Raw genomic sequence first — 16,668 nt, forward strand, 5'->3', positions numbered from 1 at the left:
TCATCGCGGGCAAGCCTTGCTCCCACAGAGATTGACTCCCACATTAGGGGGCACGGTGTCAGTCTTGGGATTTGGCTCTGCGAGCCTTGAAAAACTCACTTAGCACCGCACTGCACTCTTCAGCCAGCACCCCGCCCTCGAACATCACTCGATGATTCAGGAACCCCTGACTAAAAAATTGCCCCTGGCTCTGCACGATGCCGGCCTTGGGCTCCAGGGCGCCGTAGACGACCCGGGCGATGCGCGAGTGGACGATGAGTCCGGCGCACATGCTGCAGGGCTCCAGCGTCACATAGAGGGTACTGCCCGGCAGACGATAGTTGCTGACAGCCTGGGCGGCGGCGCGGATGGCGACCATTTCCGCGTGGGCGCTGGGGTCATGTCCGCTGATCGGGCAGTTGAAGCCGCGCCCGATGATCTCACCGTCCTGCACCAGCACCGCGCCCACCGGCACTTCCCCCAGTGCCGCGCCTTGTGCGGCGAGGGCCAGGGCTTCACGCATGAAATCCTGGTCACGGCTGCGATCAATGATCCGGGCAGGACGAATCTGGCGCATCACGCCACCTCGATGGCGGCCATCAGGCCGGTTTCCATGTGGTCGATCACATGGCAATGGAACATCCACACCCCCGGGTTATCCGCCACCAGCGCGACCTGCGCCCGCTCGTTCTTGCCCAGCAGATAGGTGTCGGTGAAATACGGGATGACCTTGTGCCGGTTGGAAGCAATCACTTTGAAGCTCATGCCGTGCAAATGGATCGGATGCTGGTACTGAGTCATGTTCTTCAATTCGAAAATGTAGCTCTGGCCTTTCTTCAGCGTGGCGATTGGCCGGTCGGCGCAGGTCTTGTCGGTGATGTCCCAGGCCTTGCCGTTGATCTGCCAAAGGCTGGGCGGTTTGCCGTTGTCGACGTTGACCGACACCGAACCGACCCACTCGAAATTGAAGTTGAGTTTCTCGGCATTGGCCAGGTCGGGCTCAGCCACCGGGTTAGGTGGCAGCGCGGGCGGCCACTGGGCCGGCGCCTCGTTGTTGGGCACGGAGCGCAACGTGCCCAGGCGCACCGGGCCATTGCGCAATGACAACTCTTCCCCGGCCGGCGGCGCCTTGATCGCCAGACAAATACGCATGCCCGGCCCCAGCCAGTATTCCTTGCCCAACGGGCGCGGCTCGACAGGGTTGCCGTCCAGGGCGTAGATCTGCGCCTCGACGCCAGGAATGTTGATGCGATAAGTCAGGGTATTGTCCAGGTTCAGCAAGCGTACCCGGGTGATCTGTCCGGCTGGCAGATCAATGACCGGCAGCGACACGCCGTTGATGGTCGACAGACGCCCGGCCGTCCCGCCACGGGCTGCTTCACGGGGAATACTGAAGGCGACGAACTCGCCTTGCTCATCCACATGCCAGTTCTTCAGGCTCAGGGTCTGCTCGTATTTGAAGCCGGTGGGCTCGCGCTCTTCGACAATCAAGGGCCCGACAAGCCCGCGACCCAGTTCTTCGCTGCTGTTGACGTGGGGGTGATACCAGTAGCTGCCGGCGTCCGGCACGCGGAACTTGTAATCGAAATACTCACCCGGCAGCACCGGCAATTGCGAGACATACGGCACGCCGTCCATCTCCAGCGGCAGCCGGATACCGTGCCAGTGAATGGTGGTCGCCACCGGCAGGTGATTGATGAAGCGCACCCGCAACCATTCGCCCTGGCGCACCCGCAATTCGGTGCCCGGTGCCGACGGACCAAAGGCCCAGGCCTGGGTCTTGTGCCCGGCCACCAGCTCGACGTCCAGCGGAGCCGCGATCAACTCATAGTCGTGACCGGCCTCGGCATCGGCCATCTTGCCCAACCAATACCGCGATGCCCCACCTGCACCCACGCCAACGACAACAAGACCGGCCAGGCCACCGAGTATTTGGCGACGGGTAAAGGACATGAACGCAACCACCTTTGAATCTGCGGCGAACCGGCAGGTCCGCAAAAGGCGAATACGATACACCCGCAGATGAGAAACAGTAAGAGCGGTTATGACCAAGGGCTGCCATCCTGCTGATGGACAATCTGTGGCGAGGGTATTGATTTCCTTGCCACAGATCGAATACCGCAGGCTCCGGCTCAGGCTTGCAAGCCGGTAATCAGATGCACCACGCCGTTTCCCAGCGTCATTACCCCGGCGACCCCGGCCGCACTCAGCCCCGGCCGGTCGATTCGTCCCACATCTCGCAATTCCACCCGCAGCCGCGTCAATGCCACCGGCTGATGGGATTTGAGGTTATCCACGCCGCCCAGCGCGGCGACGATGGCCGGTGACAGCTCATCAACCGCTGTCGCTGGCCTGGGCTCTTCCGGTACCAGGTCCGGGGTCAGGGCTTTCCAGAATGCCTGTTGCAGTTTGTCGAACATGTTCAATGCTCCATGGCCAGGGTGGCCGGACTGGCCGTGGGTGAATGAATACGCAAGAGGTCGCGCACTTGCTCGGCGCTTTCCTGGCCCAAGGCCTGTTGGGCCAGCGTACGGCATTCGCGCAGATCCCATTCACGCACGCAGGCCTTGATGGCCGGAATCAACGGCACACTGACCGATAGCTCATCCACGCCAAGGCCAAGTAACACCGGCACCGCCAAGGTTTCCGACGCCAGCGCGCCACACACCCCGACCCATTTGCCATGGGCGTGAGCGGCCTCGACCGTCCGGGCAATCAGGCGCAGCACCGACGGATGCAGGCCATCGGCCTGGCTGGCCAAGCGCGGGTGGTCGCGATCCATGGCCAGGGTGTATTGGGTCAGGTCGTTGGTCCCGATGGAGAAGAAATCCACTTCAGGAGCAAACAGGTCGGCCATCAGGGCCGCCGCCGGAACTTCGATCATGATGCCCAGCTTCGGCGTTTGCGGCAGGCCCAGGTTGCGCACTTCTTCGTCCAGCATCTGCCGCGCCACGCGCAACTCCGACAGTTGGGTGACCATTGGCAGCATGATGTGCAGCCGCGTCATGCCCGAACAGGCGAGAATTGCCCGGAACTGTTCGCGCAACAACTGGGGGCGCTCCAGGCACAGGCGAATACCGCGCATGCCCAAGAACGGATTGGCCTCGCGGGCCATCGGCACATAGGCCAGCGGCTTGTCCCCACCCACATCCAGGGTACGCACCACCAGATTGCGCTCGGCCCCCAGGGCCCGAGCGACGGCGCTGTACAAGGCCGCTTGCTCGTCATGACCAGGTGGGTGCGCGCGATCGAGGTAAAGCAGTTCGGAGCGCAACAACCCGACACCTTCGCCTCCCAGGGTCATGGCCTGCTCCACGTCCTGTAACGACCCCACATTGGCACTCACTTCGACTCGATGACCATCAAGGGTACGGGCCGCCAAGGCCGATTGTTCAAGGTCACGCCGCTGCCGTCGCAACTGTCGGTCACGGGAGGCCTGGAGTTGTTCAATCCGCATCGGATCTGGATTCAAGTGCAGTTCGCCGCTGTCGGCGTCCAGCAACACCGGGGTGCCGTTGGCGAGGGTCAATACCTGCTCAGGCACGCCACACAACGACGGCAGGCCCAGCGCACGAGCCAGGATCGCCACATGGCTGGTAGCACCGCCACCCACCGTGACGAAACCGGCGATTCGCGAGGTGTCCAGGTTGGCGGTCTGGGATGGCGTCAGCTGCGCGGCCACCAGAATCGCCTGCTCGGGCAGATCCCAGACGTGGTCCCGTACGCCGAGAATCAGCTTGAGGACCCGATGCCCGACATCGGACAGGTCCATCGCGCGCTCGGCCAGCAGGGCACTGCCCGATTGCTGGAACTGCCTGGCGGTGGTTTCGGTCGTGGTTTTCCAGGCAAAGGCCGCACTCTTGCCTTCGACGATCAAATTCCGAGCCTGCTCCAGCAAGGTGGGGTCTTCCAGCAACTCCTGATGAGCGCTAAAAATCTGGGCCTGGACGCTGCCCGCACTCTCGCTCTGCAACGCCTTCAATGCCTGGTTCGCCTGGTTCAACGCCTGGTCCAGAAGGGCCTGCTCGGTCTCGATTCCCGCACCTGGCTCTTGCACTTCCAACGTCTGGGTGGCGATCTGCACCACCACGCCCGACACCGAGCCTGGCGAGGCACACACGCCTTGCCAGCGATCAGGCGTGGCCGGTTCGACGCACATGGGCACTTCTGGCGTTGGCTGCGCCCGGACGGATTCGCCGCAGCCCGCCAACAATAGTTGCGTCAGTGCCTCAAGCGCCTGTTCGGCCTGTGGACCGGCGGCACTGATCTGCAAACTGTCGCCCTGGCCCGTCTGCAACGCCATGATCGCCACCACGGATTTGGCATTGGCGCTGGCTTGCTGCTTGTGCAAGCAGATGTCCGCATCAAAGCCTTTGGCTGCCTGGGCGAACACCGCAGCGGGACGCGCATGCAGACCGCTGTCATTCGGCAGGATCAGCGCCTTGGAAAACAGCACCGAGCCCTGTTGCGCCTGTGCGTCCTGCCCTTGTGTCCCTTGACTCACCTGCAACAGCGGCTGACCGCTTTCCACACAGGACGACTGGGCCGGTATCAGGATGAAGTCTTCGCCAGTGACCACCAGCATCAACGTCAACAGACTGCGCGCGTGCAAGGCGATGTAGTCGGCATCGAAATCGATCAGTGGTTGCCCGACCTCGACTCGTTGACCTATTTCTACCCGGGAAGTAAAGCCCTTGCCCGCCAGGTTCACCGTGTCCAAGCCGATGTGCATCAACACCTGAACGCCGTTGTCACCGGTGACACTCACCGCATGGGCGCTGTCCTGGAGCGTGCCGACGACACCGGAGAGCGGCGCGCAAAGGGTCTGCGAAGTTGGATCGATGCAGATTCCATCCCCCACTACACGGTTGGAGAAGACCGGATCAGGCACGTTGTCCAAGGGCATCAAGACCCCGGACAACGGTGCGAGCAATTGCAAAGGTTGCGTTGTGTTCATGACTTCACCTGCTGCTGTCTGTTCTTTTCGCATCGCGGGCATGGAAAGTCCACCGACCCGCGCCACACGGGTCATTTCCACCAGTACTCGACCTGCACGCCCACGTTGGAACCATGCCGCGTGCCGCCAAATGCACCGGTGTCGGACAGCGCCGAACCGGCCGCCAATTCATTGGCTGCGCGCTGGGCCGCCGCGTTCCAACTGGCGTAGGTGTAATACAGTCGTACTTCCGGGCGAGCCCAGAATTCCGGGCCCTTGGGCGACCAAGTAGGGGCAAAGGTGAATTTGCTCAGCTTGCGCGTTCCATCACTGGCCTGCACTTGATCATGACCCAGTTCGGCCACCAGCTTGAACTGATCAGTGATGGCGTAGGCCGGGCGAACCCCCAACGACAGCCAGTCCTGGTCGGCACCCTCGGGGCGGATATCCTTCTGGTACACCGCCTGCACCTGCCCGCCGAAACGCGGCGTGACCTGCCAATCGAAAAACTCCACCAGACGATAGCTCTTGTTGCTGTCGTCCAGCCCGGTGTCGCCGGTATAACCCAGCCCGGTGCCGGGCCCTTCGCCATATTGCAAAGCCAGTTTATTCTTGCCGCCAAGGAAGCCCTGCTGCACATGCTGGGCGGTCAAGGCCCAACCGCGATGAGCGTCGCGACGATTCGCTTGGTCGATGAAGCTCACGCCGAACTCCAGCTCGCCACCGGGGTTGGTATCGAAGCCGCCGACGTTGAAATCATGCCGGTTGACCGGATCTTTCTGGTACAGGTTGTCCTTGCGCGAAAAGGCGTAGCTGTATTTCAGCCCGCCGATCAACACGTCCTCGATTCCGGCCCCGGTGGCGCTCTGGTTCCAGTAGTAGAAATCGGAAATATGGATGTCGTTACGTTTGTAGTAACGCCGACCGGCCCAGAGCGAGCCTCCGTTCAGGCTGGGCATGTTCGACCACTGGGCATACATCTGCGGCATCCGAGCCGCACCGTTTTCGCCCTGGAAAGTCGGCGTGCGGTCGTAACGGTTATACAGCGACGCCATGCCATCCACGCTCAGCACCGAGCCATCGTCGAGGGTGAAAAGATCCTGGCGCAGCTCCAGTTCGCCATATTGTTCGCACTCGTTGCCCAATCGGTATTTGCTTTGCGCCCCGGGCAACTGGAAACAGGATTGGGAGCGGCCATTGGTGGCGCTGCCGACGCCACTGCGCAGGTAGCCGGAGAACTCCAGAGCCTGGGCCGGGAATGGCAATGTCAGGCAGATACAAGACACCGCAAGTCCACGATTTATTGTTGTTTTCATATGCCGCCCTTTCTTTTTTATTGTTTTTTGATGCACTTCAATCTGCCTTCGCCTGCCAACAAATGGACGACAAAGGGCACACGGTGCGTCGAGCGCAACGTGGTCGCTATCAAGCAATGCGTCGTCAGAAATGACGTTTATTCAGTCGCTCAGGTGCAACACAAACGACTCGTAGGGGCGTAGGAACAATCGTCGCTCACGGTGTTGGCGGTCGTAGTTGCCGATCACCCATCGTTGCTTCGTGCCTCCGGAGAGAATCCCTTCGGGCAACTGGACTTCGCAGTCGCCACCATAAAAGTGGCTGACGACCAGCAGGCGCTCGCCTTGCCCTTCGCGCAGGTACGCCCACACATGGGGATGCTCGGGCAGTAGCAGGCGATAGACCCCGTCCTGGATCAGCGCTTCGCTGCGGCGCAGGGCAATCAAGCGACGGTAGTAATGCAGCACCGAGGTCGAGTCTTGCAGTTGCTGCTCGACGTTGATGAAGGCCGCATTGTCGGGTACGTCGATCCAGGGTTGGGCATGGCTGAAGCCGGCGTTCGGCCCGGCAGTCCATTGCATCGGCGTGCGCCCGTTGTCGCGGGACTTTTGCATGATCGGCGCCATGGCCTCGGCTTCAGGCACACCGGCGTTGCGCTTGAGGCGGTAGATGTTCAGGGTTTCCACATCGCGGTATTGATCGATGTGATCGAAGCCCGGATTGGTCATCCCCAGTTCCTCGCCCTGGTACACGAAGGGGGTGCCCTGGAGAAAGTGCAGCGCGGTGGCGAGCATCTTCGCCGAGACCACCCGATACTCTCCGTCATGGCCGAAACGTGATACCACCCGCGGCTGATCGTGGTTACACCAGAACAGTGCGTTCCAGCCGCCACCGGCCTGCATGCCGATCTGCCAGTCGGAAAGGATGCGCTTGAGTTCAAGAAAGTCGAAGTCGGCCCGCACCCACTTTTGCAGGTTCGGGTAATCCACTTTCAAATGATGGAAGTTGAAGGTCATCGACAACTCCCGTGAGTCCGGGCACGAGTAACGAATGCAGTGTTCAAGGTTGGTGGACGACATCTCGCCGACGTTGATCAGGTCGAAACCTTCGAAGACTTCCCGGTGCATGTCCTGCAGATAGCGGTGTACGTTCGGGCCATCGGTATAGAAACGTCGGCCATCGGTGTGATCGTCAGGAAAGTCGGCCGGCTTGGAGATCAGGTTGATCACATCGAGACGGAAACCACCCACGCCCTTGTCCCGCCAGAAGCGCATCATCTTGAACACTTCGGCGCGCACCCGAGGGTTGTCCCAATTCAGATCGGCCTGGGTGTGGTCGAACAGGTGCAAGTAATACTGGCCGGTCTGCGCTTCGTACTCCCAGGCAGAACCACCGAATTTTGACTCCCAACTGTTGGGCTGGTCGCGCCAGATATAGAAATCACGGTATGGGTTGTCGAGGCTGCTGCGGGCGGCCTGGAACCAGGGATGCTCGATGGAAGTGTGGTTGACCACGATATCGAGCATCAGCTTGATGCCGCGCCTGTGAGCTTCGGCGATCAACAACTCGCAATCGGCCATGGTGCCGTAGCTGGGGTCAATGGCGTAGTAATCGCTGATGTCGTAGCCATTGTCCCGTTGTGGGGAACGCAGGAAAGGGGTGAGCCACAGGTAATCCACACCCAGCCAGTGCAGGTAGTCGAGCTTGTCCACGACGCCCAGCAAATCACCGGTTGCCTGGCCGCCATGGCTGTAGAAACTCTTCGGATAAATCTGGTAGATCACTGAGCGTTGCCAGTCTTGCATGGCGAGATTCCTTCAGTCTGTTTGCTACTGATCCGGGGGCCTCATCGCGGGCCAGCCCGGATCTCACAAGTGTCAGGCGACCCGATATCCCGGCCGGACGATCTTCATGCTCAATGCACAGGTCAGGGCAAAGGGCACGCTCATGGCGATGACCATGCCGATCACGAACATCGGTATGGCGTCGGGAACGATTGAAATGAAACCCGGCAAGCCTCCTACGCCAATGGCCGAAGCCTTGATCTTGTTCAACGAGAGGAAAATGCAGCCCAGGGCCGAGCCGGCCAAGGCGCAGTAAAAGGGGAATTTGTAGCGCAGGTTGACCCCGAACATCGCCGGTTCCGTGATGCCGAAGTAAGCGGAAATCGCCGAGGTGGACGCCATGCTCTTGTCCCGGACATTGCGGGTCATGTAGAACACCGCCAGCGCTGCGCTACCCTGGGCCAAGTTGGACATGACGATCATCGGCCAGATAAAGGTCCCGCCCTGGGTCGAGATCAACTGAAGGTCCACCGCCAGGAACATGTGGTGCATGCCGGTGACCACCAGTGGCGCATAGAGCAGGCCGAAAATCGCGCCGCCAATCACTGGCGCCAGGTCGAACAACGCCACCATGCCTTCGGTGATCAGGATCCCGAGGTGCCGGGTGACCGGCCCGATGATAGCGAGGGCCAGCACCCCGGTGACCACGATGGTGGTGATGGGAATCACCAGCAGCTGGATAGCGTTGGGCACCCTGGCACGCAACCACTTCTCGATCACGCTCATGACATAGGCCGCCAGCAGGATCGGCAGGATCTGCCCCTGATAGCCGACTTTTTCGATCTGGAACCAGCCGAAGATGTCGAAATAGGGCAGGCTCTGGCCTTCCAGTCCCGCCACGGCCTTGCCGTAGTTCCAGGCGTTGAGCAGGTCCGGGTGGACCAGCATCAGGCCCAGCACGATGCCGAGGATTTCACTGCCGCCAAAACGCTTGGCCGCCGACCATCCCACCAGTGCCGGAAGAAAGACGAAGGACGTGTTGGCCATCAGGTTGATCAGGCTCCAGACACCGTCCAGGTTCGGATACGCGTCGAGCAACGTCTGGTCGGCAATGAACATGCCCTTGGCGCCCAGCAGGTTGTTGACGCCCATCAACAGACCGGCGATCACCAGTGCGGGCAGGATCGGCATGAACACGTCGGAAAGCACACGTACCAGGCGCTGCATGCCGTTGCCCTTCTGCGCGCCCTGGCGCTTGACGTCGGCAATGGTCGCGGCCGCAAGGCCAGTCAGTTCCCGCAGGGCAGCGTAGACCTTCTCCACTTCGCCCGGCCCGATGACCACCTGGAACAGCCCGCCGGTAAAAAACGAGCCCTTGACCAGGTCAATCTGGTTCAGCGCGGCGCTGTCCACCCGCGCGGCGTCCTTGAGGGACAGGCGCAGGCGCGTCACGCAATGGGCGGCCTGCTCGATATTGTCGACGCCACCGAGGCTTTGCAGCAGCTCACTGGCGATTTTGGGGTAGTCGTGGCTCATGCTTTTTTCTTCCGCGTCATTCTTGTTATTGAGAGTCGACAGCACGTGGAAGGGAAAGTACTCGTCTGTACGAGTTAAATCAACAACTCGTACAGACGAGTTTTGAAATTGTTTATGATACCTCCTGATAAAACAGGAAACGTCCTACGCTCCTGCCATCAAATAACGACAGCCGAATGGACAACTCCCCCACTTGCCCCTTAAGGTTCCGCCCCGGTGAACAGCGCGGCACAGAGCCATTTCCATGAGTAAATACAACCAGATCTACAACGATCTGCTGACCAGCATTACCACCGAACGCCTGGAGCGTGGCGCCCGCTTGCCTTCGGAAACCGAACTGATGGACAGCTACCAGGCCAGTCGCGGCACCGTGCGCAAGGCCATCGAACAGCTTCAGGAACGTGGTTTTGCGCAGAAGATCCATGGCAAAGGCACCTTTGTGCTGTCGACCTCTCCCATCGAATTTCAGCTCGGCGGAATCGTCAGTTTCCAGGAGACGTACCCACGCCTGGGCGACGATGTCAGCACCGATGTGGTCGAGTTCACTCAACTGCGTTGGAAGGCGCCCTGCTCGAGCACATCAAGGCCTCCGCCGGCAGCCCGATCACACGCATCAAGCGGGTCCGGCGAATCGATGGCAAACGGGTGATCCTGGACATCAACCATTTCGTCAGCGACGTGATCCCCGGCCTGACCCGCGACATAGCTGTGCAGTCGATCTACGCCTTCATCGAACAGACCCTGCAGCTACAAATCGCCTATGCCCAGCGCACCATCGAAGCGGTCCGCTGCGGTAAGGACGACCAGCAACACCTGGACCTCGACGGCCAGAGCCACGTCATCGTGGTCAGCAACCAGACCTTTCTCCAGGACGGCCGACAGTTCGAGTACACCGAATCGCGGCATACCCTGGACAAGTTCTATTTTTCGGATGTGGCGCGGCGCTGAAGTCGTGTGCAATCCCCGTTCAGCGACGCCACAAGCATGTCACCCAACCAAAGCTTCCAGCCCTTTGAAAGGCAAGCCCGGTAACCGCCGGCCTTCTTTCGCGACGTTGACCTGCAAAGCCACCTGGGCCACGCCCAACACGTTCTTGGTCAGCGAATAGCTGCCCTTGGCCTGTAGCCAGGTCAGAACGTCCGCCAAGTGCCAGATAGACGCACTCCCCTCATGCACGGGCGTCGGGAAGCTGCCCGGATGAGCCAGCATCAGCTTGCGCATGTTTTGCCGAGATACACCGACGATCTCGGCTACGTCGGTCAGCCCGACTAAATCAGGCGCAACCTCGATCAGTCTGGCCGATGGCACGGCGCGGCGAACGTCGCCCAGCGCACTAAGCACGGCCTCAACCGCATCAGGCGCATCGCGAGTGAACTCAAGCGCCAGCCGCCCCGGCTGCCCGATGCCTACCAAGGCATCGTCGCAGCCCGCTTCACCCAGCCGCTCGACCAGTTCATCCGGGGTGCAACCATTGTCAGCAAGCTGATATTTCAAGGTAAAGGTAAATTCCATTGTTCTATTCCTTAGCATCGTAATCCGCATCGCGCCGATTGCGATGCGTCGAGCAATTGTCCACGACGCGTCGCAACGCTCGCGCATGGTTGCCAGGATTCTTCGGCGTGCTCCGTATCGAAGTGATGCAGAACTCGCCACAACGGCACTCCACGTCGTTGTACGGCCAATAAACCCGTCCCCAGGCGTGACCGCCGCCAACTTCTATGCGCCACCCCCGCCCTTCGGCATGCCTGAGCGCGTCTTCGATCTCTTTCTTCGGGTGCGTTAGACGAATCATCCATGATCTCCAGTATTCGCATGAACCGCAGGGTTGTCAAATGACAACCTTCCCTTCTTTCAAGCAGCCGCACACAGCAACGTCTCAAAAAGGCGCGGTTGGTTTACCGAAAGACCGCTTCCGTAAGCCCTTCCGACTCAATCCACAGCCTCGCAGCAACGCCCGTATCCAGTGCTTGCGGAGGTATCTTGGCAACGGCCGGATAGCCGCGTGTTTCGCTGAGCCTGTCCGGGCCGTAATAGACACCGCCTTGAGCCTGCGTTGAAGTCGCGGCAAAGAGGGTCGGCAACGCCCCCTGCGCTGCCGGCTGGAACAGGAACCACATGTACCGACGAGCCATACCCGGAACGCTCCATGCACCGGCGCCATTGGGCAGCAGATCGGTGCGCGAGATGCCAGGATGGGCAGCGACGCTCTGGATGCCCCAGCCCGCAGCATCGCTGCGGCGTTGCAATTCAAGGGCGAACATCAGGCAAGCGAGTTTCGATTGACTGTAAACCGGCATCGGCTTGTAGCTGCGCTGAGCTTGCAGATCATCAAAGTTGATCGTGCCGCTTCGGGCGGCGACGCTTGAAAGACTGACCACGCGTGGCTTGTTACCCTTGCGCAACAGCGGCAGCAGTTGGGCGGTCAAGGCGAAGTGCCCCAAGTGGTTCGTGCCGAACTGCAACTCGAATCCGTCGCAAGTCACCTGACGCTTCGGCGGCGCCATCACTGCCGCGTTGTTGATCAGCAAGTCCAGGCTGTCGCGCGAACTCCGCAGGCTCTCGCCGAACGCCTCGATGGATTCGAGGCTGGCGAGATCCAGAGCCTCGAAAGTCACATTCGCGCCGGGAACACTTTGGCGAATCTGATTGACTGCTGCTGCCCCTTTCGACCGATTTCGGCCTGCGATGATGACATTCGCACCGGCACGGGCCAGCGCCAGCGCGTCCTGGAACCCAAGGCCGCCAGTACCGGTGACGACCGCCGTACGGCCGCGTTGGGAAGGGATATCGGAAGCTGTCCAGTGAGTCATGATCCTTGCCTGCCGAGGAGTGGGAACGTACACTAGGTGCACATAAATATGCACTTAGTGCTAAAACTTAATGCACTTAGTGCATAAATGCAACAGGCCATCGAAAATGTCAGAAACCCTCCCTCCCGCAGGTGCAGCCCCCACAGAAGGCTTGCGGGAACGCAAGCGCCGCGAAACACGTCAGCGCATCGCCGAGGCCGGCCAACGCTTGTTCCTCGCCAACGGTTACGAAGGCACAACGCTGGACACCATCGCGGCAGCGGCTGGCATTTCGCGCCGCACGTTTTTCTCGTACTTCAAATCGAAGGACGACATCATCTTGTTCTGGCAGGACGCCGATTCGGCCAGGCTGATTGCCGACCTGCTGAAGACATCGCCCGACGTACCGCCACTCGATGCTGTTCGCGATGTGATGGTCAAGCACATCGCGCGCTATACGACCGAGCAGATGACAGCCGTGGACAATCTCATGCGTTCGAGCGAATCGCTTCTTGCACGCAAGCAGGCGTACTACGCGGAACAGGAGCAAGCGCTGTTCAATACGCTGTGTGAGGTCTGGCGGCAGCCTGAGCGGCGGCTGGCCCTTCGGATGGTGGCTGTGGTGTCCGTCGGTGCGATGAGACTCGCGCTTCAGGCGTGGCGGGATCAGACCGGCCAGCGAAAGCCGGTGGCCGAGTTCCTGCAGGACGCCTTTGACAGTTTGAGAACAGAGCTTTGACTGTGGCGACGAGGCGTTTGCGGTTGGCCATTGAGACCGGACGCGGCAGAACTGCCGCGTCCGGTTCGGGAAGAGCCCCGGCGCACGCCGGGGCCATACTGCGAGGTCATACGGCCAGTGTGGAGGCCACCCTCTCCTCGGCGGCATCTTCCGGCCCATCGTCATCGCTCAGCATGTAGCGCCGCTGCTCGGCGTACTCGGCCTTGTTGTAGACCGAGCGCGAAGAACGTCCGTCCTCAGCTTTCGTGACGTACCTTTTTAATCAATACATTACAGCGGCTTTTCGATAGCCTGCGGTTGACCCCAAAGGACCTGATTTCACTCCCACTCAATCGTCGCTGGCGGCTTGCTCGACACGTCATAAGTCACGCGAGAGATGCCTTCGATTTCATTGATGATGCGTCCGGAAACGGTTTCCAGCAGCTCGTACGGCAGGTGCGCCCAGCGAGCGGTCATGAAGTCGATGGTTTCCACAGCGCGCAGGGCGACGACCCAGGCGTAGCGACGGCCGTCGCCGACCACACCCACCGATTTCACCGGCTGGAACACCACGAACGCCTGGCTGACCTTGTGGTACCAGTCGGCCTTGCGCAGTTCTTCGATGAAGATGTGGTCGGCGCGACGCAGCAGGTCGGCGTATTCCTTCTTCACTTCACCGAGGATCCGCACGCCCAGGCCCGGGCCTGGGAATGGGTGGCGGTAGACCATGTCGTACGGCAGGCCCAGTTCCAGGCCGAGGCGACGCACCTCATCCTTGAACAGCTCGCGCAGCGGCTCGACCAGCTTGAGGTTCATTTCTTCCGGCAGGCCACCGACGTTGTGGTGGGACTTGATCACGTGGGCCTTGCCGCTCTTGGCGCCGGCCGACTCGATCACGTCGGGGTAAATGGTGCCTTGAGCCAGGTACTTGATGTTGTCCAGCTTGCAGGATTCGGCATCGAATACGTCGATGAAGGTGCGGCCGATGATCTTGCGCTTCTTCTCCGGGTCGGACTCGCCGGCCAGGTTGTTCAGGAACTGCTCTTCGGCGTTGGCGCGGATCACCTTGACGCCCATGTTCTCGGCGAACATGGCCATCACTTGCTCACCTTCGTGCAGGCGCAGCAGGCCGTTGTCGACGAAGACGCAGGTCAGTTGATCGCCGATGGCCTTGTGCAGCAACGCGGCAACCACCGAGGAGTCCACGCCGCCGGACAGGCCGAGCAGTACGTTATCGGTGCCAACCTGGGCGCGAACCTGGGCGATGGCGTCTTCAGCGATCTTCGACGGAGTCCACAGGGCCTCGCATTCGCAGATGTCGAGGATGAAGCGCGACAGGATGCGGCCGCCCTGCTTGGTGTGGGTCACTTCCGGGTGGAACTGTACGCCGTAGTAACGGCGATCATCGTTGAACATGCCGGCAATCGGGCAGCTCGGAGTGCTGGCCAGGATGTGGAAGTCTTCCGGCATCTTGGTGACCTTGTCACCGTGGCTCATCCAGACGTCGAGGCCGAACAGGCCGTCGGCGTCGATGTGGTCTTCGATGCCGTCCAACAGGCGGCTCTTGCCAACCACGTCAACGCGGGCATAACCGAACTCACGCAGGTCGGAGCCTTCTACCTTGCCGCCCAGCTGCTCGGCCATGGTCTGCATGCCGTAGCAGATACCGAAGACCGGCACGCCCAGGTCGAACACCGCTTGCGGGCAACGCGGGCTGTCGGCTTCGTGCACAGACTCGGGGCCGCCGGCGAGGATGACGCCTTTAGGCGCGAATTCGCGAATCGCTTCGTCATCCATGTCGAACGGATGCAATTCGCAGTACACACCGATTTCACGCACGCGGCGGGCGATCAGCTGGGTGTACTGGGAACCGAAGTCGAGGATCAGGATGCGGTGAGCGTGAATGTCGAGGGCCATGACTCATTCTCATGTAGTGAATCAGAAACAACTCGGGGCTGAATGAACAGCCCCGGTGATTAACGTTTTACTGAAGGCCTTAACCTACTCGGTAGTTCGGCGCTTCCTTGGTGATCTGCACGTCGTGGACATGGGACTCGGCCATGCCGGCGCCGGTGATGCGGACGAACTCCGGCTTGGTGCGCATCTCGTCGATGTTGGCGCTGCCGGTGTAGCCCATGGAAGAACGCAGGCCGCCCATCAGTTGATGGATGATGGCGCTCAGGGTGCCTTTGTACGGCACGCGACCTTCGATGCCTTCAGGCACCAGCTTCTCGGCGCCTGCGGAGGAGTCCTGGAAGTAACGATCGGAGGAGCCCTGGGCCTGGGACATGGCGCCCAGCGAGCCCATGCCGCGATACGCCTTGTAGCTACGGCCCTGGAACAGTTCGATTTCGCCTGGCGCTTCTTCAGTACCGGCGAACATCGACCCCATCATCACGCAGGAGGCACCGGCTACGATGGCCTTGGACAGGTCACCGGAGAACCGGATGCCGCCGTCGGCGATCAACGGTACGCCAGTGCCTTCAAGGGCAGCGGCGACGTTGGCGATGGCGCTGATTTGCGGCACGCCGACACCGGCAACAATGCGGGTGGTGCAGATCGAGCCAGGGCCGATACCGACCTTGACTGCATCGGCGCCAGCTTCGGCCAGGGCCTTGGCGGCAGCGCCGGTGGCGATGTTGCCGCCGATCACCTGCACGTCAGGGAAGTTCTGCTTGACCCAGCGAACGCGGTCGATCACGCCTTTGGAGTGACCGTGGGCGGTGTCGACCACCACCACGTCGACGCCGGCATTGACCAGGGCCGCGACGCGATCGCCGGTGTCCTTGCCGGTGCCGACCGCAGCGCCTACGCGCAGACGACCCTGGTCGTCCTTGCTGGCCAGCGGATAAGCCTTGGCTTTTTCGATGTCATTGACGGTCATCATGCCCTTGAGGGCAAACTTGTCGTCGACGATCAGTACGCGTTCGATGCGGTGTTTGTGCAGCAACTCGCGAACTTCGTCCTTGCCGATGCCTTCCTTGACCGTGACCAGACGCTCTTTAGGCGTCATCACCTGGCGAACGGTGGCGTCCAGACGGTTCTCGAAACGCACGTCGCGGGAGGTGACGATGCCGACCAGGTCGCCATCGTGCAGCACCGGAACGCCGGAGATGTTGTGCATGCGGGTCAGTTCGAACAGATCACGGACCGTGGCGTCAGCCTCGATGGTGATCGGATCCTTGACCACGCCAGCCTCGAACCGCTTGACCTTACGCACTTCGGCGGCCTGCTGTTCGATGGTCATGTTCTTGTGGATGATACCGATTCCGCCTTCCTGGGCCATGGCAATAGCCAGACGGGCTTCGGTCACGGTGTCCATGGCGGCGGAAACCAGCGGAATATTCAGCTCGATGCCACGGGTAAGACGGGTTTTGAGACTGACTTCGTTAGGCAGTACCTCGGAATAACCAGGCACTAAGAGAATGTCGTCGAAGGTCAGAGCTTCTTGGCTGATACGCAGCATCGCGGGGGCTCCCGAGCGGGAAAATGGAAGCGCGCCATTATACTCATGGACCCCCTCTGGCTCAATGTAAAACTCTGTCTATTATTGCCTGGCTGATCGATGGGCTAAATCAATGCCTGACCGCCTGCATCTATTCCTGTGGGAGCGGGCTTGCTCGCGAAAGC

The 16,668-nt window shown here is 60.8% G+C and carries 13 protein-coding genes and 1 pseudogene; 2 read left to right on the forward strand and 12 right to left on the reverse strand.

What is annotated here, in order from left to right; genetic code table 11:
- Nucleotides 1-58: 58 nt before the first annotated feature.
- From tadA to treP, 7 genes are all read right to left on the reverse strand, one after another.
- Nucleotides 59-556, reverse strand: coding sequence for a tRNA adenosine(34) deaminase TadA (tadA, locus tag HU811_RS15875; RefSeq protein ID WP_092143896.1), 498 nt, complete (start codon nucleotides 554-556; stop codon nucleotides 59-61).
- Nucleotides 556-1,932: a multicopper oxidase family protein gene (locus tag HU811_RS15880; RefSeq protein ID WP_186656881.1), complete on the reverse strand. Its 1,377-nt coding sequence runs from the start codon at nucleotides 1,930-1,932 to the stop codon at nucleotides 556-558. Before HU811_RS15880 ends, tadA begins: the two co-directional genes overlap by 1 nt.
- Before the next feature lie 179 nt (nucleotides 1,933-2,111).
- Complete coding sequence (locus HU811_RS15885) at nucleotides 2,112-2,399, reverse strand: PTS sugar transporter subunit IIB (RefSeq protein ID WP_092402647.1); 288 nt, start codon at nucleotides 2,397-2,399, stop codon at nucleotides 2,112-2,114.
- A gap of 2 nt (nucleotides 2,400-2,401) precedes the next feature.
- A complete protein-coding gene (gene ptsP / locus HU811_RS15890; RefSeq protein ID WP_186656883.1) occupies nucleotides 2,402-4,936 on the reverse strand; it encodes a phosphoenolpyruvate--protein phosphotransferase in 2,535 nt (844 codons plus the stop codon).
- A 71-nt stretch (nucleotides 4,937-5,007) separates the two neighbouring features.
- The gene (locus HU811_RS15895) at nucleotides 5,008-6,231 is read right to left on the reverse strand and encodes a maltoporin (RefSeq protein WP_092402643.1); all 1,224 of its coding nucleotides are present in this window, start codon (nucleotides 6,229-6,231) and stop codon (nucleotides 5,008-5,010) included.
- 141 nt (nucleotides 6,232-6,372) lie between these two features.
- Nucleotides 6,373-8,016 carry an alpha,alpha-phosphotrehalase gene (gene treC, locus HU811_RS15900; RefSeq protein ID WP_186656885.1) on the reverse strand — a complete coding sequence of 548 codons (1,644 nt, stop codon included), beginning with the start codon at nucleotides 8,014-8,016 and terminating at the stop codon, nucleotides 6,373-6,375.
- Between the two features lie 72 nt (nucleotides 8,017-8,088).
- Nucleotides 8,089-9,531 carry a PTS system trehalose-specific EIIBC component gene (treP, locus tag HU811_RS15905; protein WP_186656887.1) on the reverse strand — a complete coding sequence of 481 codons (1,443 nt, stop codon included), beginning with the start codon at nucleotides 9,529-9,531 and terminating at the stop codon, nucleotides 8,089-8,091.
- A gap of 244 nt (nucleotides 9,532-9,775) precedes the next feature.
- Between treP and treR the strand changes: the two are divergent.
- Nucleotides 9,776-10,479, forward strand: a pseudogene (gene treR / locus HU811_RS15910) (trehalose operon repressor).
- Nucleotides 10,480-10,518: 39 nt separating this feature from the next.
- On the opposite strand, the gene HU811_RS15915 reads toward treR, so the two are convergent.
- The 3 genes from HU811_RS15915 to HU811_RS15925 form a co-directional block, all read right to left on the reverse strand.
- On the reverse strand, nucleotides 10,519-11,043 hold the full coding sequence (locus HU811_RS15915) for a helix-turn-helix transcriptional regulator (RefSeq protein WP_186656889.1): 525 nt from the start codon (nucleotides 11,041-11,043) through the stop codon (nucleotides 10,519-10,521).
- Nucleotides 11,044-11,047: 4 nt separating this feature from the next.
- Nucleotides 11,048-11,323 carry a hypothetical protein gene (locus HU811_RS15920; RefSeq protein ID WP_186656890.1) on the reverse strand — a complete coding sequence of 92 codons (276 nt, stop codon included), beginning with the start codon at nucleotides 11,321-11,323 and terminating at the stop codon, nucleotides 11,048-11,050.
- Between the two features lie 103 nt (nucleotides 11,324-11,426).
- Complete coding sequence (locus HU811_RS15925) at nucleotides 11,427-12,341, reverse strand: SDR family oxidoreductase (RefSeq protein WP_092402631.1); 915 nt, start codon at nucleotides 12,339-12,341, stop codon at nucleotides 11,427-11,429.
- Between the two features lie 106 nt (nucleotides 12,342-12,447).
- On the opposite strand from HU811_RS15925, the gene HU811_RS15930 reads away from it, so the two are divergent.
- A complete protein-coding gene (locus tag HU811_RS15930; RefSeq protein ID WP_092402629.1) occupies nucleotides 12,448-13,059 on the forward strand; it encodes a TetR/AcrR family transcriptional regulator in 612 nt (203 codons plus the stop codon).
- A gap of 318 nt (nucleotides 13,060-13,377) precedes the next feature.
- On the opposite strand, the gene guaA is transcribed toward HU811_RS15930, so the two are convergent.
- Nucleotides 13,378-14,955 carry a glutamine-hydrolyzing GMP synthase gene (gene guaA / locus HU811_RS15935; protein WP_047227488.1) on the reverse strand — a complete coding sequence of 526 codons (1,578 nt, stop codon included), beginning with the start codon at nucleotides 14,953-14,955 and terminating at the stop codon, nucleotides 13,378-13,380.
- A gap of 79 nt (nucleotides 14,956-15,034) precedes the next feature.
- Nucleotides 15,035-16,504: an IMP dehydrogenase gene (gene guaB / locus HU811_RS15940; protein ID WP_092402627.1), complete on the reverse strand. Its 1,470-nt coding sequence runs from the start codon at nucleotides 16,502-16,504 to the stop codon at nucleotides 15,035-15,037.
- Between the last annotated feature and the right edge of the window lie 164 nt (nucleotides 16,505-16,668).

It is taken from the genome of Pseudomonas tehranensis, assembly GCF_014268615.1.
GTDB classification, from domain to species: Bacteria; Pseudomonadota; Gammaproteobacteria; order Pseudomonadales; family Pseudomonadaceae; genus Aquipseudomonas; species Aquipseudomonas tehranensis.

Bases quoted from the DNA above. Each gene is read 5' to 3' on its own strand.
- tadA (WP_092143896.1), bottom strand. From the start codon at position 556: ATGCGCCAGATTCGTCCTGCCCGGATCATTGATCGCAGCCGTGACCAG.
- HU811_RS15880 (WP_186656881.1), bottom strand. From the start codon at position 1,932: ATGTCCTTTACCCGTCGCCAAATACTCGGTGGCCTGGCCGGTCTTGTT.
- HU811_RS15885 (WP_092402647.1), bottom strand. From the start codon at position 2,399: ATGTTCGACAAACTGCAACAGGCATTCTGGAAAGCCCTGACCCCGGAC.
- ptsP (WP_186656883.1), bottom strand. From the start codon at position 4,936: ATGAACACAACGCAACCTTTGCAATTGCTCGCACCGTTGTCCGGGGTC.
- HU811_RS15895 (WP_092402643.1), bottom strand. From the start codon at position 6,231: ATGAAAACAACAATAAATCGTGGACTTGCGGTGTCTTGTATCTGCCTG.
- treC (WP_186656885.1), bottom strand. From the start codon at position 8,016: ATGCAAGACTGGCAACGCTCAGTGATCTACCAGATTTATCCGAAGAGT.
- treP (WP_186656887.1), bottom strand. From the start codon at position 9,531: ATGAGCCACGACTACCCCAAAATCGCCAGTGAGCTGCTGCAAAGCCTC.
- HU811_RS15915 (WP_186656889.1), bottom strand. From the start codon at position 11,043: ATGGAATTTACCTTTACCTTGAAATATCAGCTTGCTGACAATGGTTGC.
- HU811_RS15920 (WP_186656890.1), bottom strand. From the start codon at position 11,323: ATGATTCGTCTAACGCACCCGAAGAAAGAGATCGAAGACGCGCTCAGG.
- HU811_RS15925 (WP_092402631.1), bottom strand. From the start codon at position 12,341: ATGACTCACTGGACAGCTTCCGATATCCCTTCCCAACGCGGCCGTACG.
- HU811_RS15930 (WP_092402629.1), top strand. From the start codon at position 12,448: ATGTCAGAAACCCTCCCTCCCGCAGGTGCAGCCCCCACAGAAGGCTTG.
- guaA (WP_047227488.1), bottom strand. From the start codon at position 14,955: ATGGCCCTCGACATTCACGCTCACCGCATCCTGATCCTCGACTTCGGT.
- guaB (WP_092402627.1), bottom strand. From the start codon at position 16,504: ATGCTGCGTATCAGCCAAGAAGCTCTGACCTTCGACGACATTCTCTTA.